Genomic DNA, 20,204 nt, shown 5'->3' with positions numbered 1-20,204 from the left:
ATCGACGGGACGGGCCCTCACGGCGGTGGTCAGGGACGGGTGTTCAGGAAGACGCCGTAGATCTTGCTGCCGGGAGGCAGGGTGTGGACCTGATTGCGGTCGAAGTTGAGGTCCCATTCACGGCCGTTTGTGTTGATGTGGATCACGCCCCAGTTGTTGTGGGTCGCGACCCTGGCGCCGTTGGGCCAGTCGTTGCCGAATCCGACCCAGCCGGTGCCGCTGAAGCAGTCGGTGTCGTCGTCGACGAAGCGGACTTCGAGCGATCCGGCGGGTGCGGTCCAGCACCAGGGCCAGTAGTCGGCGGAAGCCCCGGCCGCAGCCCGCTCGGCGGCGTTCGCGGTGGTGGTGGCAGCAAGGCCGGTGCAGGCCAGGACGGCTGCCGCGACGATTCCCGCGGTACGTGTGACGCTCACAGTGTCCCCCTGTTGTGGTGATGGTACGACCCGGCGTTCCGGGCTTGTGGCGGGCGCATGCTGTCGCCTGCGCCCTGTACGTATCTTTTGGTAGTCCGGCCAGGGAGGGGTACCTCGCAGGTGCGAGGTTCGCACGGCCAGGGCCGGCCGGACTGCCCCGTGGGCCCGGGAATCCTCAGCTGCTTTCGGCAGGTTGGCGACGAACAGCAGTTCCCGGGAGCCGGGCCCGGGAGAGCACCCCGCGTTGATCACTCTGCGGGGTCGGCCCCTGCCCGCCCGGGCCCCTGGGCGGTTACAGCGGACTGTCGGCTGCCGTCGGCGAAGCCGGGTCATACAGGCCGGCATCGCGCCGCGGACGTAGTGCGGTGGGCGGCCGGTAGGATCCCAGCGCCGTCCGCTGCATCCGCCGCCGGCCCGGGACCGCGCCAGGGAGAATGTCATGGTGAAGGCTGTCGCCGATGTGTCCACACCTCTGCTGGCCGATGCCTGTGTCCGAACAGGTGTGCCGCTGCGCGCCGCGCCGCCCGGCATCGGCGCGGTCGTGCCCGGACATCGGATCGTGGGACGTGCGTTGCCGGCGCGGCACTACGGCAGCGTGGATGTGTTCCTGGAGGCGTTCAGCCGGGCCGTACCCGGTGATGTGCTGGTCATCGACAACGGAGGTCGGCTGGACGAGGCTTGTGTCGGCGATCTGTTGCTACTGGAGGCCAAGGCAGCCGGACTGGCGGGCCTGGTGGTGTGGGGGCTGCACCGCGACACCCCGGAGTTGGCGGAGATCGGTCTGCCGGTGTTCAGCTATGGCCACTACCCGCCCGGCCCCGTGCGGCTGGACGAGCGGGAGCCTGAGGCGCTGGACACTGCGCGGTTCGGGCCGCACCTGGTCAGCGACGACGACGTGGTCTTCGGCGACGAAGACGGCGTGTTGTTCGTCGCGGCCGAGTGCGCCGAGGAGGTACTGGCGACCGCGCACCGGATCCGGCAGACCGAGCGCGAACAGGCCCGCAGGATCCGGGCAGGGGAGACGCTGCGCCGACAGACGGACTTCGCTGACTTCCTGGCGCGGCACGCTGCCGATCCGTCGTACACCTTCCGGCAGCATCTTCGGCGTATCGGAGGGGCCGTCGAGGAGTAGACGTAGGCGCGCCTCAACCTGGTGGAGTGGTCGCTGCCGGCGGGGCCGATGTATCTCCGCAGCCCCCGCTCTGCCGCACACGGTCGGGCGCCGACCCTGTACGACAAGGCGGGGGCCGTGGTGTACGCGTGAGGTCGGGAGTGCGACGATCGTTCGTGTTCCTCGGCCGGGCTCGTGGCCTCCCGGCTGATGTCCAGTGCCGAGGGCGGGTTGACCACGCACGGGCCCGCTCCTGACGTCCTCTCCTGACTCAGCTCGGGGCTGCCTCCACAGCCACCAGACCGCCGCGAAACGTCTGAGAAAGGCGAGGGGGATGGGTGCAGGCGACGGAGGTCGTTTGCTGCATCGGTACGGGTGGGGCCTCGGGGATCTCGTTCCACCGAGGCCGCCGTCCGCGGGCGCGGTGACCGGACCTCAGGGAACGCCCCTTCGTACACCAGCGGTACGGTCGTCGTCTCACCAGGTGACGTGACTCAGTCCTCCTTATGGTGCGGTGCGAGGCATCGCGTGGCGCCGCGTTGGTCGCGCGGTCCGCAGGCGAAGACCTCGGTCGGCAAGGTATTCATGTCGCGGATGTGGGTCACACGCAGGAGCGAGATCCGCTTTCCGACCGGTTCGCCCGAACCCCGGGGGAACCTGAGACGGCCGGTGACGCCCGGCAGGCCTCCGGCTTCGTTCTGCCGCAGGATTTCGGTGTGAACGGCCGCCGGGTCAAGCATGCGCTGGTCCCAGCGCTGGGGTTCCACGCGTACGCGACCGGCCACCTGCTGCACCGCGCGCGCCAACAGCATGGTCGAGTCGTAGGCGAGTCCGACCTGCTCGCCGACCCACTGCTGGGGGCCCGGCCCGCCGACGCACCGGGCCGGGTGCAGCAGGTCCGGAGCGCTCACCGCGGCCAGGAAATCGCTCGCCACCACGTCCGAGTCACGGCGGCGGCGCAGCGCATCACAGGTGGCGAGCCCGGATTTGGAGATGTACAGCAACGTCAGGTTGTCCGGCGCGGTCCGGCGCAGAGCCTCGTTGGCCATGTACCGGTTGATGGAGTCGTCGGCCACCAGGTGCCGCGGCCAGTTTCCGCTGCACGAGTTCCGCAGGGCCTCCAGGAAGCTGTCGAACTCCGACCACCGCCCGGCGAAGAAGAGCATGCCCCGGTAACCGCACTCCTCGGTGAGCTGGTCCCCTCTGCGGAACAGCCGGGGCGCGGGCCGGACGTCCGCCCCGAGCCGCGAGACGAGGTCGTCCACCAGCGTGTCGACGTACAGGTCATCGTCGCGGCTGGAGTTCTGGCCGACGGTGTAGTAAATATGCGTGCCCTTCCACCCCATCCGGTGCATGTAGTCGGCGACAAGTTCGACCTGTTCCCGGTTGGGCGGGGCGAGTTGGAGGTAGAGCGCGGAGTTGCGGTGGATGCCGTCGGCGGACAGGGCGGGTGCGATGGTCGGCATCCCGATCTGGTTGAGCTTCTGCAGGGCGGCGGCGGTCGAGGTCCGGCTCTCGACCGGGCCGACGACCCCGACCACGGGAGCGTCGGACTGCCTGCGCGCGAGCTTGGCGATCATGTCCACGGCGACGTCGGCGTGCTTCATCTGAAAGCCGGCGTTGGCGATGACGATCCGCAGCAAGGGCACGGAGTAGCCGTTCACCGACGCCTGCACCCCAATGTGCTGGGCGACTGCCATGCCCTCCAGCCCCTCACGTTCGGCCGCGTACGCCTCCTCGCCGTTGCGGGTGGCGCGGCCGGTCAACGTGCCGAGGTAGACCACAGTGACGTACGGCCGCCGCCGCCCGCCGCGCTCCCACGTGTCCCTGGCCTCCTGATTCTGGGCGAAGATGCGCTCCTGCACGGAGTGCAGCCTCTCCTGGCCGGGCTCGTCGTTGAAAGTCAGCGCGGCGGACTCGCTGTAGCCGATGCACTCCCCGCCGACGTCACGGACCGTCACGTCGCCGCGGAAGGGCAGGTGGAAGCAGCCGGGAATACCCAGCCCCTGCCCGGTCCACACCGCGGCCGGCACCAGGAGCAGCAGGCAGGCCACGACCGCGACGAGGCGCCGGGCGAACCACGGCGGGGCCGGAGCCGCGACCGTCAGGGACTCCGGCACCCGCTCGGCGTCGACAGGCCCCTCGACCCGTAGCCGGTGGTGGCCACGAGCGCGGGCCTGCGCTGCGGGACGCGGCCGGGAGCGGCGACTGCCGTGCGATACGGGGGCGTACTGCTCCCAGCTGATCGCCTGCAGGTCAGCCAGGGCCAGCGCGTCATCGGATGCAGGCCGGCCGGGGCCGCAGTCGTGCTGGTCGTCCGCGTACACCAGCAGTACGGGGACGAGCGAGCCGGTGTCCTCACGCACCTGCTCCACCAGCCGCACCAGCGTCCGGCCCGCGTCGTGCGGTGCCGTGCCGCGGACCACAACCACAGGGTAGGCCGTGCGCCGCCAGCCGCGCGGTCGCCACGGTCGGCGGAGGTACACACGGCGCAGGTCCTGCAGGAAGGCGTGGACCAGCAACTTGGCGACATGATCTGCGGGCTCCTCCGCGCGGTACCCAGTGGTGAGACGCTCGGCGAGGCCGAGAAAGTCCCCCGACAGCGCCGGTCTCACGTACGGCTGGCGCAGGAACCACCGGTAGGTGCGGCCGAGCCCGGGAACGCGTCCGCTGGCCACCGCACGGAAGACCGCCGGGGGGACCATCACCAGGAGCAGGTGCCATACCGGTTGCAATACTGGCCACGGCGAACCCATTGCAGCGACGTCGACGCCAGGCCGGTTGACTCCGCGTCGGAAGCCGCGCAGCCGGGCGGCGAGCACGGTCGGGTGATCGTCGGGGTGACCGACGTCGGTCAGGTCCTGGCTCATCATCCAGGTCACCAAGGAGTAGTGCCGGATCAGCAGGCGCGGCTCGCCATCGCGCGGGGGTGCCAGCCGGTGACAGACGTCGTCCAGCAACTCGCGCAGGGCGTCGACCTGCTCATGGCCGAGATCCCGGTCGGCCGTGACACCGCCGCATCGTGCCGTTGCCGGGCTGTCGGACCACCGTGCCACGTCGCCGGAGAGGGACCCCCGCGCCGCCGCGCCTTCGTGGCCGACGCTGACCGGGCCGCCGTCGCCACCGGGGGCCGTCACCACGCAGTACGGCGTCCGCCGGTCGGCACCGGCCAGCCGCTGCGTCAGTGCATCAAGGACGGACCCGCCGCCTCGGCCGTCGATCTCAATCGGCGGCAGCCACCGATCGCCGCGCCGAGGCCGCTGCACCAGGAAGCGCACCAGTCGCAAAAAGTCTCCTGTGCCCGACGGCCCCTTCAACGGCCTGCGGCCAGCCGTCCCCAACGCGCCCGCTTCGCGTCCTGCCACGTCTTTCCCCCGAGCTGTTCTCTGTCGTGCGTCCTTCTTCCCCGAGCCGGTATAGCAGCGGAGGGTGTGCGGACGAGGCCGCTCCGCAACTGTTCGACCGGTCGTGTGCCGCCGACGTCCTGGGGATCTGGGCCGGCGACGGCGGTGAGGGCGCGAAGTACTGGCTGCACGTGTTCACCGAGCTGAAGAACCGCGGCCTGGACGATGTGCTCATGCTCGTCTGCGATGGCCTCAAGGGCCTGCCCGGGGCGGTGGAGACGTCTGGCCTCGCACGAAGGCTGGCTGATCTCTGCCCCACCGCCTGCCCCGACAGCCAGCCGTCCCGCTGTCGGGGCACGCTTGATGACCGTGCTCAGGATCGGGCGGATCAACGGAAGGCGGTGGCATTCTCCGAGGCCCATTGCTGAAACGTCCTGGCCGGGGCACCGGTGATCTGGGAAACTGTGTCACGTACCATGAGCAGCTCGTCGTTGACGTCGCCACCCGTCAGGTCGAGCACCGCGTCAGCGGCTTCGTCGCCCAGGAAGATGGCCATCTGACGATGGGCTTCCTGTCGGCTGATCTCGGCGAACGGCACTTTCCGCCCCAGTACTGCCGCGATGGCCCCGACCTGCTGCCGGGCCGTGACCCTCTCCGGACCAGTCAGCGCATACGTCCGCTCTTGGTGGCCGAACTCGGTCAGTGCCACCCGAGCCACCGATGCGATGTCCGCAGGGTGGATCGTGGGGAGACCGATGTCCGCATAGGGCACGCAGACCGTTTCGTGCTCGCGGATCGCTCCCGCCCACCACAGGGCATTCGAGGCGAACTGCGTCGGCCGCAGGATCGTCCACGTCATGCCGCTGTCCTTGAGTAGCTGCTCGACAGTCAAGTTCTCGCCGGCGGGGCCCAGGTGCGGATGGGTCTGGACGGTAATGGACGAGACCAGCACTACGTGATCCACACCTGCCCGCTGGGCCGCCTCGATGATCTCGGCGTCCGAACCCATGCATGACACAAGAAACAGCGATCGGACCCCCTCCAACGCGGGCTTTAACGAGGCTGTCTCAGCGAAGTCACCCGCAACGGCTTCGACCCCTTCCGGGAACGCGGCCCGTGCAATGTCACGGGTGAGCCCCCTCAACGGTCCGGCGCCGAACGCCTGGAGCTCTTGCAAGAGGGCACTTCCTATATTTCCGGTGGCTCCGGTCACGAGGATCATGAGGTCTTCTCCTGTCATCAGGCGATGATCAACATGCCGCGACGTTAATACCTCAACTAAGCTTCAGGTCAAGAAGGATCGGCAGGTGTCGCGAGCTGGGCACGTTCATCCGTGTGCTTCTCAGGGCACGCAGCCGACAACGAACACCTGTGTTCGCGACGACAGCGCCGTCATTTCGCCTACGAGCCTCAAGATCACCAACTGCCTCCGGAACACGCCAACAAACGCTGTTGCTGAAGATGAACGAAGCCAGGCTCTCCTACCGGCAGGCCGAAGAACTCTTTCGAGGAGTCCACCCGGCTGCTCGCCAACCCTCTCGCCCGACCCGAGGACGTCGACGACCGGGGAGGGATGGACGCTCCACCGGCTCCGCCACAGCGCGCTCACCCATGACGCGGAGGACGACACCTCCCCCCGATGCTGCCGGCCCGCTCTCGGCACGCCTATCGCGGTATACAGCCGACTCGGACGCAGGGGCTCTCCATGACCGGTCTCCAGCCCGTGCGGAAACTTCGATAGCAGGCAGGGCGCGCACCTCCGGGACACGCGTCTCAGGCCGAAACGATCCCCATCTCGTCCCCGCGCCGCCCGGGGACGTCTGCCGCGAGCGTGCTTCCTTGCTGGAGGACAAGGGCCTCCGACTCTGCACGCCGCTCGTAGTACACCCGGTTGCCCGCCCGGGTCCGAGTGACCTGCCCCGCCCGGTGAAGCTGGGCAAGGTGGTACGAGACTGTGGACTGGCTCAGATGGTGTTGAGCGGCAAGTTGGGTGGTAGTACGGGGGATGCCGAGATCAGCCAGCAAAGCGCAGCGAGAGTGGCCGATAACTTTGCCCAGTGAGTGCCATGCGCCGGGGTCCGGCCGGACGGGCGTGTGGGGCTGTAGCGGATATATGAGGTAGGCGGACCCTTCTCCACGGGGGTCGACCAGCCTCACTCCCCGCCGGACCCCAGGGCGGCCGACACCCTTGTCCTGGTGGTGTCCGAACTCATCACCAACGCCCTGCGCCACGACGGCGGCCGGTACACCCTCGAACTGTCCGCCGGGCACAACACGCTGAACGTGGCCGTCAGCGACCCCAGCCCGGCGCCGCCACGCGAACGCACCCCCGACCTGAACGGCGGTGGCGGCTTCGGCTGGCCCATGGCCCGCCGGCTCGCCCACTCCCTAACCGTCACGCCCGGCCCCGGACCCGGAAACTATCCATGCCCAGCTCCCCCGATAGCGCTGACTCGGCCTCGGTACTGGTGTGATCGCCCAATCAACTGTCGCCGGTTCCCCGAGGAACCCAGCCCGCTGGTGACCGACTGTGGTCGCCAGCGGCGTATCGGCTCCAGGTCCCACCGGTCTCGTTGCGGAGCCGGGTGGTGGTCTTGTCGTGGTAGCTGAGAGCGTCCGCGACGACGGGCGCGGGATTCGGCACGGGGCGGGAGATCAGCTGCGAACGGCGGGTGTTAATTTCCTTCCCGTGGTGGAGCACCAGGATGGGACCAGAGCGGCCTACGACGGGATCGTCGAGCTGTATGCGTCGATGTTCGCTGATCGGCTGGAGACGCAGCCGTTCGCGCGGGCCATGGTCGGCACCTTCGCCGAGTTGGTGCGCGGGACGGGAAACCCGCGGGCGGCCGACGTCGGCTGCGGGCCCGGACATCTGACGGCCATGCTGCACGACCTGGGGCTGGATGCCTTCGGGCTCGACCTCTCCCCAGCCATGGTCGACCACGCCCGGCGGGCCCATCCGACGCTGCAGTTCGACGAGGCGCGGATGGAGGCCCTGCCAGTCGAGGACGGCGCGCTCGGCGGCGTGCTGGCCCACTACTCGATGATCCACACCCCTCCTGGGGAACTACCCGCGCTGCTCGCCGAGCAGGCGCGTGCCCTGGCACCAGGTGGCCTGCTCCTGGTCTCGTTCTTCGCGACCGACGGGCCCGAGCCGGTCCGCTTCGACCACAAGGTGACGCCCGCCTATAGCTGGCCGGCGGACCGGTTCGCCGAGCTGCTGACCGGGGCCGGGCTCGTCACGTTCGCCCGGCTGCTCCACGACCCGGCTTCTGAGCGGGGCTTCCTCGACGCCCACTTGCTGGCCCGCCTCCGCTAAGAGCATGGCAGCCACGTGCATCCGACCTTGCGTTTCACGCTTGCCTCCCGGCCTCTGCCACCCTCACCTGTCTCACGCCCTCGCCGCACGACCACTTGCCGTGATGAGGCCGGTCTGCGGAATGCGCGACACCTGAACATGCGACCTCACCAGTCACCCGTATCCTGCCCGTACAGCGGCGACGAGCCCACCGCACTTTCGAGCCTGCCTGCCGCAGAGGCCGTGGGTTCCCAGTGAAAGTCCCTCAGTCACGCTGAACTCACGGCCGTCGTGCCGGTAACGAAGGGCGAACCAACCGACAAGTAACCCGCCAGTTAGCCTCGGTTCGAAGGTGCTGGCCCGGGCGAGGAACCGGGCTGTGGGGCGGGATGCGAAGCGGGCGAAGCAGGCCCAGCGGGACAAGCCGGTCGCGGTGCCCCGGGAGCACAACGATCAGGCAGCTGCGGCGATGCTGGTGAAGGCGCGGATGCGCGCGTTCTGGCCGGCCGTCCGCCAGACGAGCCCGTACGCGGCCTCCGGTGCGTCCGCTATGGGGACGTAGGCGACGTCGGGCCGGGGGTAGTAGAGGGCTGCCTGACTGGTGACCGGGAGCATTCCGGCGTCCGCCGCGATCAGGGCGAGTGCCGCCTGGAAGGTGGTCACCGACGGCCCGCGGCGGATGGGCCGCCCGGTGCTGGTCCGCGGCGGGAGGTGCTGGTCGAGCCAGTACGCGGGGGCGCTGTCGACGGCGAGCACCGTGTCGGCGGCCAGGTCGTCGAGGACGACCGTGTCGCGGCGCGCGAGGGGGTTGTCGGCGGAGACCGCCAGCATCCAGCTCTCGCGTACGACGACCGGGCCGACGGTCAGGTCCGGCTCGTTCACCGGGAGGAGGGTGGCCAGCAGGTCGACGCGGTCGTCACGCAGCGGCGCCAGGTGGTCGTCGATCTGTGTTTCCAGGATGAGCTGGGCCCGGCAGTCCGGGTGGCGGTCGTGGAACTCCTCGATGATCCCGGTCAGTGCCTGCGCGGTCCCCGGGCCGAGGAAGCCCACGCGGAGGGTCCCCTGGATGCCGCGCCCGGCGTCGGACGCCTTGGCGATTTCCCGCTGGATCTGCCGGTAGGCGGGTTCGATCCCGTCGCGGAGTCGGCGCCCGACCGGGGTCAGCGCGACGCGCCGGCTGGTGCGCTCGAACAGCGGGGTGCCGACGCGGCGCTCCAGCTTCCGGATGATCTGGCTGGTCCTTCCCTGCGACAGGCCCAGGCGCTCGGCCGTGCGGCGGAAGTGCAGTTCCTCGGCCAAGACCAGGAAGGTCTCGATCTCGTGCTTCTCCACTCGTCCGCCCCGTCCATTGGTGAGCCCAGCTCACCGAAAGTGTGCCAGATCGCGGTTGTTCCAGCAGGTCAGCGTGTCGATGCTGGTTCCGCGTACCGAGCGTCGCGTACGCAGACCTCGACAGGAGAGCGATAGACATGCAGGACCGCTTCCACACCCCCCTGACGGCCGACAACGCAGCCGTGCTCCTCGTGGACCACCAGATCGGTCTCTTCACCGGCGTACGGGACATCGGCGTCGATGAGCTGAAGCACAACGTCACCGGCCTGGCCAAGGCCGCACTGCGCCTGAACCTTCCGACTGTCGTCACCACCACGGCCGCCGACAGCATGTGGGGACCCCTGATTCCGGAGCTGCAGGCCGTACTGCCGCGGGAACTGAAGGTGATCGACCGCAGCTCGGTGAACGCCTGGCACGACGACCGGGTACGCGCTGCCATCGAGGCGACCGGACGCAGCAAGCTCATCATCGCGGGGGTCTCGCTGGAGGTGTGCGCGGCATTCCCGGCGATCTCCGCGACCGCGAGCGGCTACGACGCGTACGTGGCCGTCGACGCGTGCGGCACCTTCTCCGAGACCAAGCGGACCACGGGGCTGCTGCGCCTGCAGCAGGCGGGTGTCATCGTGAGCGACTACGCCTCGCTCACCGTCGAGGTCCTGGCGGACAACGCGCATCCGGACGCCGCGGGGGTGTACAGCGACCTCGACATGCCGTTCGCCACCCTCGTGGGGCAGCTCGCCGCTGCCTACCGCGGCTGATCTGAAGGGCATCACGTGGCAGTCATCGTCTTTCTGCACGCGTTCGGATCCAGCAGCCGCGCCTGGCGGCCGCAGATCGAGGAGCTGGGGGACAGGCATCGTGTGCTGGCCCCCGATCTCCCCGGCCACGGCGCCGCACCGGGCCCGTTCTCGCTGGACGAAGCCCTCGCGGCCGTACGACAGGTGCTCCGCGGCCAGGCCGAGCCCGTCCACCTGGTGGCCGTCTCCGGCTCGGTCTCCGTCGCGCTGCTCACTGCGCTCGCCGAGCCGGCTCAGGTCGCGGGCCTGGTCCTGTCCGGCGGTGTGGCGCGGGGGCGGCGCCGGGACTCCGTACAGCGCCTGATGCTGCGGCTGATGCCCGAGGGGATGCTCGTGAACGTCCTCAATGGCCTGTACGCCGGCGGTGGGGCCGAGTACGCGGACCAGGCCGCGCAGGACCTGCGCCGGGCGGGAAAGGCCACGCTGCTCACGGGGCTCACAGGTCTGGGCCGACTCGAACTGCGCGACCGGCTCGGTGACATCGGTGCCCCGACACTGGTGCTCAACGGCGCCAAGGACCAGTCGAACCTGTCAGGCGCCCGGGAGATCGCCGCCGGTGTCCCCGGCGCCACTATGCGCATCATCCCGGGCGCCGGACACCTTTGGAACCTCGAACAACCCGGGCTGTTCTCCCGCACGGTCGACGAGTTCGTCCGCTGAGGAACTCTCGAAGTCAGCTTCCCTACTGCATGGCCAACGGCCTTGCCCGGCTGCCCGGACAGCGGCGACCCTGAAATCATTTCACCCGTGCTCGCCTCGTCCGGTACGGTCGCGGGATTGTTTTCGCTGCTGGGAGCCATGAGGTTCGCGTGTGGCCTCCCCGCCAATTCCCAGGCTGAGAGCAGGTTTCGTTATGGCATGTCGTATCAGTGAGCTCGTGCTCGGTTGCCGCGACCCTGAGGTGCTGGAGCGGTTCTGGTGCGAGGTCCTGGACTTCGTCGTGCTCGATCGCGAGGACGACGGCTCGGTGGAGATCGGGCCGCGCGAAGGGTTCGGTGGTCCGCAGCCGACGATCATCCTCAGCCGCAGTAATGAGCCGGAGAAGGGGAAATCCCGGCTGCACATCGACATCAACGCCACCGACCGCGATCAGGACGCCGAGCTCGAACGCCTTCTGAAGCTTGGTGCGCGCCCGGCCGACATCGGCCAGACAGGGGAGGAGCAGTGGCATGTCCTGACCGACCCCGAAGGCAATGAGTTCTGCCTGCTCAAGGCCCGCCTCGACCCACTCTGACGCTCGTGGACTCAACGATCGCCCGGGCGCACCAGCACGCCGCTGGCGCCCGCCGACACCCTGGGCTGCAGCAAGAGCCGCCCGGTGGCCTCTCGGCAGAACCAGACGACCACGCGCTGGGACGCTCCCGCGGCGGGCTGACCACCAAGATTCACCTGGCTTGTGAACAGAGCCAGAAGGTGCTGTCCCTGGTCGTGACCGTCGGGCAGCGCGGCGACTTGCCCCAGTTCCAGACCGTCCTGGACGGCATCAACGTCCCGCGCATCGGCGCAGGCCGTCCCCGCACACGGCCCGACAAGGTCCGGGCCGACAAGGCCTACAGCTCCCGAGCCAACCGCGCCTACCTGCGCCGACGCGGCATCGCCTGCACCATTCCCGAACCAGCGGACCAACAACCAACAACAACACCGCAAGAGCCGCGGCTGCCGAGGCGGCCGCCCTCCCAGGTTCAGCCCGGATGACTACCGAGCCCGGCACGCCGTCGAATGCGGAATCAACCGACTCAAACGCCACCGCGCCGTCGCCACCAGATACGACAAACTCGCCGTCCGATACGAAGCCATCCTCCACATCGCCGTCAGCAACGACTGGCTCCTGACCTCACTTTGGGACAGGCCCTAGCCAGGGCATGCGTGAGGTCGTGATCAGACGCGCCGACATGGACGCGTTGTGGCAGCGCGACGTGCGCATCCACATCCGGCGCGCGACCACCGTCGGGGACCTGCCGGACACCGATGCCGACCAGCTGGTGTATGAGCTGGTCGGGATCATGCTGGCTCTCAATCACTCCCTGCAGCTCATCACGACCAGCAAGCACCGGCCCGCGCCCACCGAGCGATGCATCGGCTTCTGGAAGCCGAGAACGAGAAGTCAGTTGACCGTACCTCGGTGTTCTCTCTGATCAGGGTGCTCTGGTTAGCGTTCCAGGGGCGGTCCTTTTCGCGCGCCGTCAGTCCTCGTTAGGCGTTGTCGAGTTGGTCGGCCAGGTCGGCCAGGCCGTCGGCGTGCAGGTCGAACCGGTCCGAGGAGGTGGGCGGGTCGCCGACGGAACGGGCGACGTAGGCGGAGCGCAGGCCGAGGCTCTGCGCTCCGCGCAGGTACCATGTGGCGAAGGTCCGCACGTGCTTGGCGAGGGCGTCCAGCTCGGCGCAGTTGGCCAGCACGGCCTTGAGCTGGACCCGGTCGCTCTCGATCACTCCACCTGCTCGCGCAGGTCGGCCGGCAGCACCGCGGCGAGGTCGCGGCCGTCGCCGTGAATGACGCGAGCCCCGCGGACGCGAGCCCCGCGGACATGGGCCTCGCGGACATGGGAATGGCCCCCCGGCCCGGCGGACAACCGGGCCAGGGGTCGTATGCGTGCGGCCTGGGACGCCTGTGGCCGGACAGGACTTCAGCGGGTGCGGACACCGGCCAGGATACGGTTCCGCGTCTCGGCGATATCGGCCCCGTCCCGCTCGCTCGTGTCGAGGAAGGACCCGAGCCAGCCCAGCAGGAACCCGATCGGGATCGAGAGCACAGCGGGGTTGTGGAGCGGGAAGAGTGCGAAGTCCGAATCCGGCAGCAGGGCGGCCGGATCGCCGGACACGGCCGGGGAGAAGACCACGAGCAACACGGAGGACAGCAGGCCTCCGTAGATGCTCCAGGTCGCACCTCTGGTCGTGAAGCCCCTCCAGTACAGGTTGTAGAGCAGCACCGGCAGGATCGCGGACGCGGCGACGGCGAAGGCGAGACCCACCAGGAAGGAGATGTTGATGTTCTGGGCGTACATCGACAGGGCGGTGGCGATCAGCCCGATCAGGACGACCGCGCTCCGTGCGACGATGACCTCGCGCTTCTCCGATGCCGTGCCCCGCTTGAGCACGGCCTGATAGAGGTCGTGCGCCAGCGCCGTGGATGCGGCCAGGACGACCCCCGCCACGACGGCGAGGATCGTGGTGAACACCACGCACGAGATCAGCGTCAGCAGGAAGGGCCCGCCGACGAGTTCGGCCAGCAGGAGCGTGGCCGTGTTGCCCGTCGGGTTGTCCTCTGCGATGGTGCCCGAGCCGACCAGAGCCGCCGCCCCCAGCCCCAGTACGCCGGCTGTGAGGCAGAACACCAGGGTGAGAAGCCCCGCCCACTGGACCGATCCGCGCGCCGCGCGCGCCGTGGGCACCGCCCCGAGCCTCATGAGCAGGTGTGGAAGCCCGGCTGCCCCCAGGAGGAGCGCCAGTTGAAGGCTCAGGGAATCCACCTTGCTCACGACGTCGTCGCCGAAGCGGAGCCCCGGCTGGAGGAAGCGGTCCCCTACCCCGCTCTGGTCCGCCGCCTTCCGCAGCAGGCCTGCCGGGTTCCAGCCGAACCGGGACATGACCACGAACGCGAGGAAGAGGCCCCCGCCCAGCAGGAAGGCGGCCTTCACCAGCTGTACGAGCGTGGTCGCCCGCATGCCGCCGATCACGACGTAGAGAATCATCAGCACGCCCAGCGCCGCGACGATGCCCTTCTGGGCGCCCGAGCCGGTGAACCCCAGGATCGGTGCGGCCAGCGCTCCGGCGCCGACGAGCTGGGCGACCAGATACATCAGCGAGACGACCAGCGTCGCCAACCCCGCGGCGGCGTGCACGGGGCGCGGACGCAGGCGCCGCGCCAGGCAGTCGCCGATGGTGAACCGCCCGGTGCTGTGGAACGGCTCGGCCACCAGCAGCATGATCACGATCCAGGCGACGACCGGCCCCAGCAGATACGGGAAGATGCCGTCGTACCCGGCCAGAGCGACGAGGCCCGGGCTCCCGAGCAGGGTGGCGGCCGACATGTAGCCGCCGAAGAGGGCGATCCCGTTGTGCGCCGGGGTCAACCGGCCGTCGCTGATGTAGAAGTCACCGGGGGTGACCCGGTCGGAGGTCACCCAGATCGCCAGGAACAGCGCGCTGGAGACGAAGGTGGTGAAGACCGTGAACACCGGGAAGTGCTCGGAGGCCACGAGTTCTGCCATGGCGGTCACCGCTCGCCCTCCTGGCCCCCGTAGGGAGCCCGCAGACCGGCCCCGAGAGGATCAAGGGAGGCCTGGGCGTGTCGCGCGTACCACCGGCCGGCCCAGACGGTCGTGACGCACTGCAGCAGCCCGAGGGCCAGACCGATGTTCAGCGGGCCGACGACCTGGATGCCCAGGAATTCCCGCGCCTGGGCGGCGAGGAGGGCGTTCAGCAGGTACAGGCCGACGACGGCGCCCGTGACGGCGAAGACCGGGCGCAGGCGCTGGGCCAGCAGCCTCGTCGGGTCGGCCTCCGGGGGAGCCGCCGCGCCGGGGCGGGGCCCCTGACGCCCGGGGGGTGGTGCCGCGTGGCTCATGACGCTCTTTTCAGGTCGGTGGTACGGCGTACGAAGCTCCCGGGCCGCCGGCCGGTCCCGGCGTCCGCGCCGTCGCGGGTGAGGTCGGCGGTCATACGCAGGGCCCATGTCCGCCGTGCCTGGCGTGTGGACTCACCAGCGGCGCGGGAGCGGAGCAGGGAGTCGGTGCAGCGGGACAGGAGGGTGCCCGGCGCGTCGAGTTCCCCGCTGGGCTCGGCGATGGCCCGGCGCAACTCCGCGTCGGAGTACAGGAATACGTGGCCGAGCCGGCTGAGATGGAGGACTGCGGCCGGTTCGGGGTCCTTGTCAGGATAGATCCGGAAACGGCTCATATCTGTGTGTTCTGCGGTGGGAGCGGTGGTCCAAACGGGCGCCTACGGCTCAGGCGATGACGGCCACTTCCAGCTCCCCGCCCGCGAACCGGCTGCGCAGCACCTTCTTGTCGAACTTGCCGACCGAGGTCTTGGGCACCTCCGGGACCAGCGCCCACCGCTCCGGGAGCTGCCAGGCGGCCACCTTCCCGGCGAGGAAGCCCCGCAGCTCCTCGTAGGTGGCCTCACTGCCCTCCTGCAGCACCACCGTGGCCAGGGGGCGCTCCCCCCACTTGTCGTCGGGCACGCCGACGACGCACGCTTCCGCGACGGCCGGGTGGGCCATCAGGTGGTTCTCCAACTCGACGGAGGAGATCCACTCACCACCGGACTTGATCACGTCCTTGACCCGGTCGGTGAGGGTGAGGTAGCCGTCGGGGGTGACCGTGCCCACGTCGCCGGTCCGCAGCCAGCCGTCGTGGAACTTCTCCGGGTCGTCGTCGAGGTAGTACGAGCCCGTGATCCAGGGGCCGCGCACCTCCAGCTCTCCCACGCTCGCACCGTCCCAGGGCAGGACCGACCCGTCGTGTCCGATGAGCCGGGCCTCCACCGTTGCCGGGAAGCGCCCCTGGCTGAGCCGGTACCTCCAGGCGTCCTCGCCGTCGGCCCCCTCGGGGGCGCGGGCGAGGGCGCCCAGGGGCGACACCTCGGTCATGCCCCAGGCGTGCAGCAGACGGATGCCGAGTTCGTCCTCGTAGGCCCGCATCAGGGAGGGCGGGCAGGAGGAGCCGCCCACGATGGCCTCCTTCAGGGAGGAGATGTCGGCCTCGGGGTGCTGCTGGACGTGGTGGGCCAGGCCCTGCCAGACCGTCGGCACCCCAGCGCCCTTGTTGGGGCGGGCTGCGGCGATGAAGTCCGCGAGCGGGCCGGGGGCCAGGAACCTGTCCGGCATGGCCAGCGAGGCACCCGTCAGGAACGCGGCGTACGGCAGCCCCCACGCCTGGGCGTGGAACTGCGGGACGATGGCGAGCAGCCGGTCGCGGGCGGAGATGTCCATGAGGTCCGGCAGGCTGATGCCCAGGGAGTGCAGGTACAGCGAACGGTGGCTGTAGACGACCCCCTTGGGGTGCCCCGTGGTGCCGGAGGTGTAGCACATGCCCGCCGCCTGGTCCTCGTCCACGTCGGGCCATTCGTAGGTCTCGGGCAGGCCCTCCAGCAGCCGTCCGTAGTCGTGGAAGGTCACCGTCCCGCCGGGCACGACCGACGCATCGGACTCCCCGGTCACGATCACGTGCCGCACGGTCCTCATGGCGGGCAGCAGGGGGACGAAGGCAGACAGCAGGGAGGCGTCGACGATGACGACGTCGTCCTCGGCGTGGTTGGCGATGTACGTCAGCTGCTCGGGGAAGAGGCGGATGTTCAGCGGGTGGATCACGGCGCCCATGCACGGTACGGCGAGGTAGGCCTCCAGGTGCTCCTGGTTGTTCCACATGAAGGTGGCCACCCGGCCGCCCGGCCGCACGCCGAGGCCGGCCATGGCGTGGGCCAGCCGGGCGGCGTTGCGGCCGACCTGGGCGTAGGACGCACTCCTGGTGCCCTGGTCGGTAGCCGTGACCACCTTGCTGTCGCCGTGCAGGTGCATGCCGTTCTCGAGAAGCCTGCGGATCAGCAGCGGCACGTTCTGCATGGTGCTGAGAAGGGGCGTGTGGCTGGGCATGTGTGCGGTTTCCTCCGACGACTTCGGTGAGTGGCGCGATTCTGGGCCCAGAGCGGGGCGCGGGGTAGCTCCATGCGGAGGTATCAAGACGGAGGTCTCCATTCGGAGATGGTGACCGGAGCAACCGCAGGTGAGGATGGGCGGCACCGGAGTGGGTGGGTCCGGATCTGTGCTCGGGGCGGGAGGCGACCTAGGATGAGGGGCGTGGCAGACAGGCGCCGGAACCGGTCACAGCGGAATGTCCTGCATAAGCTCACCGAGGAAGACAGCCAGATCCTCGCGTTGCTCGACCGTTCCAGCGCCATGCGCCGGATCGCGGATGACGTACCGGAACTCAGCGGCGTCGACGTGGCGTGGGTGGGGGAACCGGACGGCGAGGACCGGCTCGTCCTCGGGCACACGGTCAACGCACGGACACCCGCGGTGAACGGGCTGGTCGTACCCACCGGTTGCGGCCTCGGCGGGCAAGTGCTGCTGCGTCGGCGCCCGCTGTGGGTCAGCGACTACCGCCGCTCCAGCACCATCACCCACCACTTCAACGTCCAGGCCGAGACCGAGGGCCTGGGCGCGATGATCGCCGTGCCGGTTGTCCACGAGGGCCGGTTGCTGGGGGTCCTCTACGGCGCAAACCGTGAGGAGTCGCATTTCGGCGACCAGACCGTCCACGCACTGGAGCAGGCGGCGAGCCGGGCCGCCGCCGCCGCAGTCGTCGCCGAGCGGGCCCGGCACGCGGCCGAGGTCGCCGTCCACGAGGAGCGCCGCCGCTTGGCGCTGGACCTCCACGACACCGTGGGCGCCATGCTCTTCACCATCGGCGCGGGCCTGAGCACCTTGGTCGCCGAGCTGCCGTCCGACAACGCCCTGCACGCGCGGCTGGGCGACATCGAGGAGCAGGCCATCGAGGCCGCCGCCGCGTTGCGGACCTCCCTGCACGCGCTGAGCGCGTCACCGGAGCAGGTCGCCCTCGGGGTTGCCCTGCGGGGTGACTGCCGCGCCTTCGAGGAGCGCACCGGGATCATCGCGCGCCTGGTCACCATCACCGAGTTGCCGGGACTGCCGGCCGCTCCCCTCAAGGCGCTGACCGACACGACGCGGGAGGCGCTGCTCAATGTCGAGAAGCACGCCCGGGCCCGGTCCGTCGTGGTGAGCGTGTTCGCCGTCTCCGGGGGCGTCGCCGTGACCATCGCCGACGACGGCGTCGGCCTGCCGCGGAAGGGCGGCAAGATCTCCGAGGGACTCGGCCTCCCGGCCATGTCGGAGCGGCTGGAGCGAGTGGGGGGCCGGGTGACCGTAGGCCGTAACGAGGACGGCGGGGTGACCGTTCAGGCGTGGGTGCCGGCATGAGCGAACCCACCGTCCGCGTGCTGGTGGTGGACGATCACCCGATCGTCCGCGACGGCGTCGCCCTGGCCCTGGGCAGCACCTCGTGGATCACCGTCTCGGGATACGCCAGCTCCGGTCGGGAGGCGATCGCCGCGGCCGAGCGACTGCGGCCGGACGTCGTCCTGCTCGACCTCCGGCTGCCCGACATGCTCGCCCCCGAGGTGATCCGCGGGATGCGTGCGCACGCATCCGGGGTCAAGGTCGTGGTCTTCACCGCCTATCCGGAGCACGCCGCCCTGGAGGAGGCGCTCGGCGCCGGTGCCCGTTCCGTGGTCGTCAAGGACGCCGAGCGGTCGGATCTGGTGGACGTCATCCAACGGGTCAACGCCGGCGAGCGGGTGGTCCGCGCCGACCTCGAGCACGACCTGAACGTCGTGCTCACCAGGAAACTCAAGGAGAGCTCACTGACCCGGCGTGAGTACGAGATCTTGCGCAGGGTGGCGATGGGCGAGACCAACCCGGAGATCGCCGAAGTCCTCGGACTGACCCGCAACACGGTCAAGACCTACCTGCAGCGGACCATGGAGAAACTGAACGCGCGCAATCGCGTCGAGGCGCTGGCGCGGGCCAGCGAGCGGGGGATCCTCTAGCCTGGTGTCCCGGTCCAGAGATCCTGTCGCAGTAGCGGCAGATCCGGTCGATGATCTGGTCAGCGGTCTTGGTCCATGGGAAAGGCCGGGCGTTGTCGTTCCAGTTCTTGATCCAGTCCTCGAGCGCGGTCTTGAGTTCATCGAGCGAGCAGAACACGCCGCGTTCGAGGCAGCGCCGCTCCAGCTCGGCGAACCACCGCTCGACCTGGTTGATCCACGACGAGTACGTCGGCGTGAAGTGCAGGTCGAACCGGGGGTGCGCGAGCAGCCACTTGTGCACCACCGGTGCCTTGTGCGCGGAGAGGTTGTCGCAGATCACGTGGACCGCCAGGCCGGGCTCGGTCTGGCGGTCGATCTCGTCCAGGAAGTCCCGGAAATCGACAGCCCGGTGCTGCGCGGACAGCTTGCCGATCACCTTGCCAGTGGCGGTGTTCAGGGCGGCGAACAGGTCCACGGTGCCGTGCCGGACGTGGTCGAAGCTGCGCCGCTCCGGGGTGTCGGGCAGCATCGGCAGCACCGGCGCTGTCCGCTCCAGGGCCTGGATCTGCGGCTTCTCGTCCACCGCGAACACCGCCGCGTTCGCCGGCGGCGCCAGATGCAGGCCCACCACGTCACGGATCTTGTCGATCAGCAGCGGATCCGGGGAGATCTTGAAGTCCGTCCGCCACGGCTGCAGCCCGAACGCCCGCCAGATCCGCAGCACACTTGTGGGCGAGATCCCCACCCGCCTGGCAAGCTCCCGCTTCGACCAGTGCGTCGCCCCGGCTGGGACCTCTTCCAAGCTGCGCACCACCACCTGTTCCACCTGGGCGTCGGTGATGGTGCATGGCACCCCGGGCGCGGCTCGTCGCTCAGACCGTCGAGCCGGTCACGCAGGAACCGGCTTCGCCACCGGGCCACTGTCTTACGGTCGGTCTCCAGCCGCGCGGCCACCGCGGTATTGCTCAGCCCGTCGGCACACGCCAGCACGATCCGTGCCCGCTTCGCCAGACCCTGCGCGGTTGTTCGGCGTTTGGCCCACCCCTGCAATGTCAGCCGCTCGGCTTCGGATAACACCAGCGGCTCCAGCCTGTTGTCCCCCATGGCAACAGCAGACCGCAGACCACCGTGACTGTCACCGGCGGAGCCGTGATCTGAAACAGAACACGACTCATGTGGCGAGACCAGACCTCAAGACCAGCTCACTAGGGCCTGTCCGACGGGTCAGGCCCTGGTGTCTGTCCAACAGGGCTTCGGGCTTGCGCTTTCCGTTGCGGCAACTTCTACGGTCATGTGTGTGGCCGGAGAGACCGGCCCGGCGAGGGAGGCACCGGCAATGGCGATGGCCTGGTCGATCGCGGAGGT

18 protein-coding genes and 4 pseudogenes are annotated in these 20,204 nt (G+C 69.5%); 11 read left to right on the top strand and 11 right to left on the bottom strand.

All coding sequences use genetic code 11. The annotated features are described in order from the left end of the window. Positions 1-29: 29 nt before the first annotated feature. Positions 30-413 (bottom strand): hypothetical protein, encoded by a 384-nt coding sequence (locus tag ACTWQE_RS22425; protein WP_443330809.1) that lies wholly within the window; start codon positions 411-413, stop codon positions 30-32. A gap of 439 nt (positions 414-852) precedes the next feature. On the opposite strand from ACTWQE_RS22425, the gene ACTWQE_RS22420 reads away from it, so the two are divergent. Continuing rightward, entirely contained in the window at positions 853-1,545 is a 693-nt protein-coding gene (locus tag ACTWQE_RS22420) for an RraA family protein (RefSeq protein WP_443330808.1), read from the top strand. Positions 1,546-2,018: 473 nt separating this feature from the next. Here ACTWQE_RS22420 and ACTWQE_RS22415 read toward each other — a convergent pair whose 3' ends face one another. Then, entirely contained in the window at positions 2,019-4,811 is a 2,793-nt protein-coding gene (locus ACTWQE_RS22415; protein ID WP_443330807.1) for an ABC transporter substrate-binding protein, read from the bottom strand. Positions 4,812-5,002: 191 nt separating this feature from the next. Between ACTWQE_RS22415 and ACTWQE_RS22410 the strand changes: the two are divergent. After that, a pseudogene (locus tag ACTWQE_RS22410) lies at positions 5,003-5,143 on the top strand (transposase); the annotation flags it as partial. Positions 5,144-5,256: 113 nt separating this feature from the next. Here ACTWQE_RS22410 and ACTWQE_RS22405 read toward each other — a convergent pair. Together ACTWQE_RS22405 and ACTWQE_RS22400 are read right to left on the bottom strand one after the other, a co-directional pair. After that, positions 5,257-6,090, bottom strand: a complete 834-nt coding sequence (locus tag ACTWQE_RS22405; protein ID WP_443330820.1) for an NAD(P)H-binding protein — start codon at positions 6,088-6,090, stop codon at positions 5,257-5,259. Positions 6,091-6,641: 551 nt separating this feature from the next. Continuing rightward, complete coding sequence (locus tag ACTWQE_RS22400; protein ID WP_443330806.1) at positions 6,642-7,025, bottom strand: ArsR/SmtB family transcription factor; 384 nt, start codon at positions 7,023-7,025, stop codon at positions 6,642-6,644. Between the two features lie 39 nt (positions 7,026-7,064). Here ACTWQE_RS22400 and ACTWQE_RS22395 point away from each other — a divergent pair, with 39 nt between their 5' ends. Both ACTWQE_RS22395 and ACTWQE_RS22390 read left to right on the top strand, forming a co-directional pair. After that, positions 7,065-7,478, top strand: a complete 414-nt coding sequence (locus ACTWQE_RS22395; RefSeq protein ID WP_443330805.1) for an ATP-binding protein — start codon at positions 7,065-7,067, stop codon at positions 7,476-7,478. A 79-nt stretch (positions 7,479-7,557) separates the two neighbouring features. Continuing rightward, positions 7,558-8,187 carry a class I SAM-dependent methyltransferase gene (locus ACTWQE_RS22390; RefSeq protein WP_443330804.1) on the top strand — a complete coding sequence of 210 codons (630 nt, stop codon included), beginning with the start codon at positions 7,558-7,560 and terminating at the stop codon, positions 8,185-8,187. A 432-nt stretch (positions 8,188-8,619) separates the two neighbouring features. On the opposite strand, the gene ACTWQE_RS22385 is transcribed toward ACTWQE_RS22390, so the two are convergent. Then, on the bottom strand, positions 8,620-9,498 hold the full coding sequence (locus ACTWQE_RS22385; RefSeq protein WP_443330803.1) for a LysR family transcriptional regulator: 879 nt from the start codon (positions 9,496-9,498) through the stop codon (positions 8,620-8,622). A 137-nt stretch (positions 9,499-9,635) separates the two neighbouring features. Here ACTWQE_RS22385 and ACTWQE_RS22380 point away from each other — a divergent pair, with 137 nt between their 5' ends. The 5 genes and pseudogenes from ACTWQE_RS22380 (at position 9,636) to ACTWQE_RS22360 (ending at position 12,430) form a co-directional block, all read left to right on the top strand. Beyond that, positions 9,636-10,256 (top strand): isochorismatase family protein, encoded by a 621-nt coding sequence (locus ACTWQE_RS22380; protein WP_443330802.1) that lies wholly within the window; start codon positions 9,636-9,638, stop codon positions 10,254-10,256. Between the two features lie 15 nt (positions 10,257-10,271). Further along, positions 10,272-10,955 carry an alpha/beta fold hydrolase gene (locus ACTWQE_RS22375; RefSeq protein WP_443330801.1) on the top strand — a complete coding sequence of 228 codons (684 nt, stop codon included), beginning with the start codon at positions 10,272-10,274 and terminating at the stop codon, positions 10,953-10,955. A 193-nt stretch (positions 10,956-11,148) separates the two neighbouring features. Then, positions 11,149-11,529, top strand: a complete 381-nt coding sequence (locus tag ACTWQE_RS22370; RefSeq protein WP_443330800.1) for a VOC family protein — start codon at positions 11,149-11,151, stop codon at positions 11,527-11,529. A gap of 5 nt (positions 11,530-11,534) precedes the next feature. Then, positions 11,535-12,150, top strand: a pseudogene (locus ACTWQE_RS22365) (IS5 family transposase); the annotation flags it as partial. Positions 12,151-12,157: 7 nt separating this feature from the next. Further along, a complete protein-coding gene (locus tag ACTWQE_RS22360) occupies positions 12,158-12,430 on the top strand; it encodes a TetR family transcriptional regulator C-terminal domain-containing protein (protein WP_443330799.1) in 273 nt (90 codons plus the stop codon). A 58-nt stretch (positions 12,431-12,488) separates the two neighbouring features. Here the strand turns inward: ACTWQE_RS22360 and ACTWQE_RS22355 are convergent. The 5 genes and pseudogenes from ACTWQE_RS22355 to ACTWQE_RS22335 all read right to left on the bottom strand — a co-directional run. After that, positions 12,489-12,632 (bottom strand): annotated as a pseudogene (locus tag ACTWQE_RS22355) (haloacid dehalogenase type II); the annotation flags it as partial. A 287-nt stretch (positions 12,633-12,919) separates the two neighbouring features. Next, positions 12,920-14,503: a solute symporter family protein gene (locus ACTWQE_RS22350; protein WP_443330819.1), complete on the bottom strand. Its 1,584-nt coding sequence runs from the start codon at positions 14,501-14,503 to the stop codon at positions 12,920-12,922. Positions 14,504-14,508: 5 nt separating this feature from the next. Then, positions 14,509-14,859, bottom strand: a complete 351-nt coding sequence (locus tag ACTWQE_RS22345) for a DUF485 domain-containing protein (RefSeq protein ID WP_443330798.1) — start codon at positions 14,857-14,859, stop codon at positions 14,509-14,511. Continuing rightward, on the bottom strand, positions 14,856-15,191 hold the full coding sequence (locus tag ACTWQE_RS22340; protein WP_443330797.1) for a hypothetical protein: 336 nt from the start codon (positions 15,189-15,191) through the stop codon (positions 14,856-14,858). The genes ACTWQE_RS22345 and ACTWQE_RS22340 overlap by 4 nt, the downstream gene beginning before the upstream one ends. 49 nt (positions 15,192-15,240) lie before the next feature. Continuing rightward, positions 15,241-16,887 (bottom strand): long-chain fatty acid--CoA ligase, encoded by a 1,647-nt coding sequence (locus ACTWQE_RS22335; protein ID WP_443330796.1) that lies wholly within the window; start codon positions 16,885-16,887, stop codon positions 15,241-15,243. A gap of 204 nt (positions 16,888-17,091) precedes the next feature. On the opposite strand from ACTWQE_RS22335, the gene ACTWQE_RS22330 reads away from it, so the two are divergent. Together ACTWQE_RS22330 and ACTWQE_RS22325 are read left to right on the top strand one after the other, a co-directional pair. Continuing rightward, positions 17,092-18,231: a GAF domain-containing protein gene (locus ACTWQE_RS22330; RefSeq protein WP_443330795.1), complete on the top strand. Its 1,140-nt coding sequence runs from the start codon at positions 17,092-17,094 to the stop codon at positions 18,229-18,231. Then, positions 18,228-18,860: a response regulator gene (locus ACTWQE_RS22325; protein WP_443330794.1), complete on the top strand. Its 633-nt coding sequence runs from the start codon at positions 18,228-18,230 to the stop codon at positions 18,858-18,860. The genes ACTWQE_RS22330 and ACTWQE_RS22325 overlap by 4 nt, the downstream gene beginning before the upstream one ends. A gap of 22 nt (positions 18,861-18,882) precedes the next feature. On the opposite strand, the pseudogene ACTWQE_RS22320 reads toward ACTWQE_RS22325, so the two are convergent. Beyond that, positions 18,883-19,943, bottom strand: a pseudogene (locus tag ACTWQE_RS22320) (IS630 family transposase); the annotation flags it as partial. Between the last annotated feature and the right edge of the window lie 261 nt (positions 19,944-20,204).

This window comes from Streptomyces sp. 8N706, assembly GCF_052245415.1.
Classification (GTDB): domain Bacteria; phylum Actinomycetota; class Actinomycetes; order Streptomycetales; family Streptomycetaceae; genus Streptomyces.
This window is presented reverse-complemented; position numbering and strand designations above follow the sequence as displayed.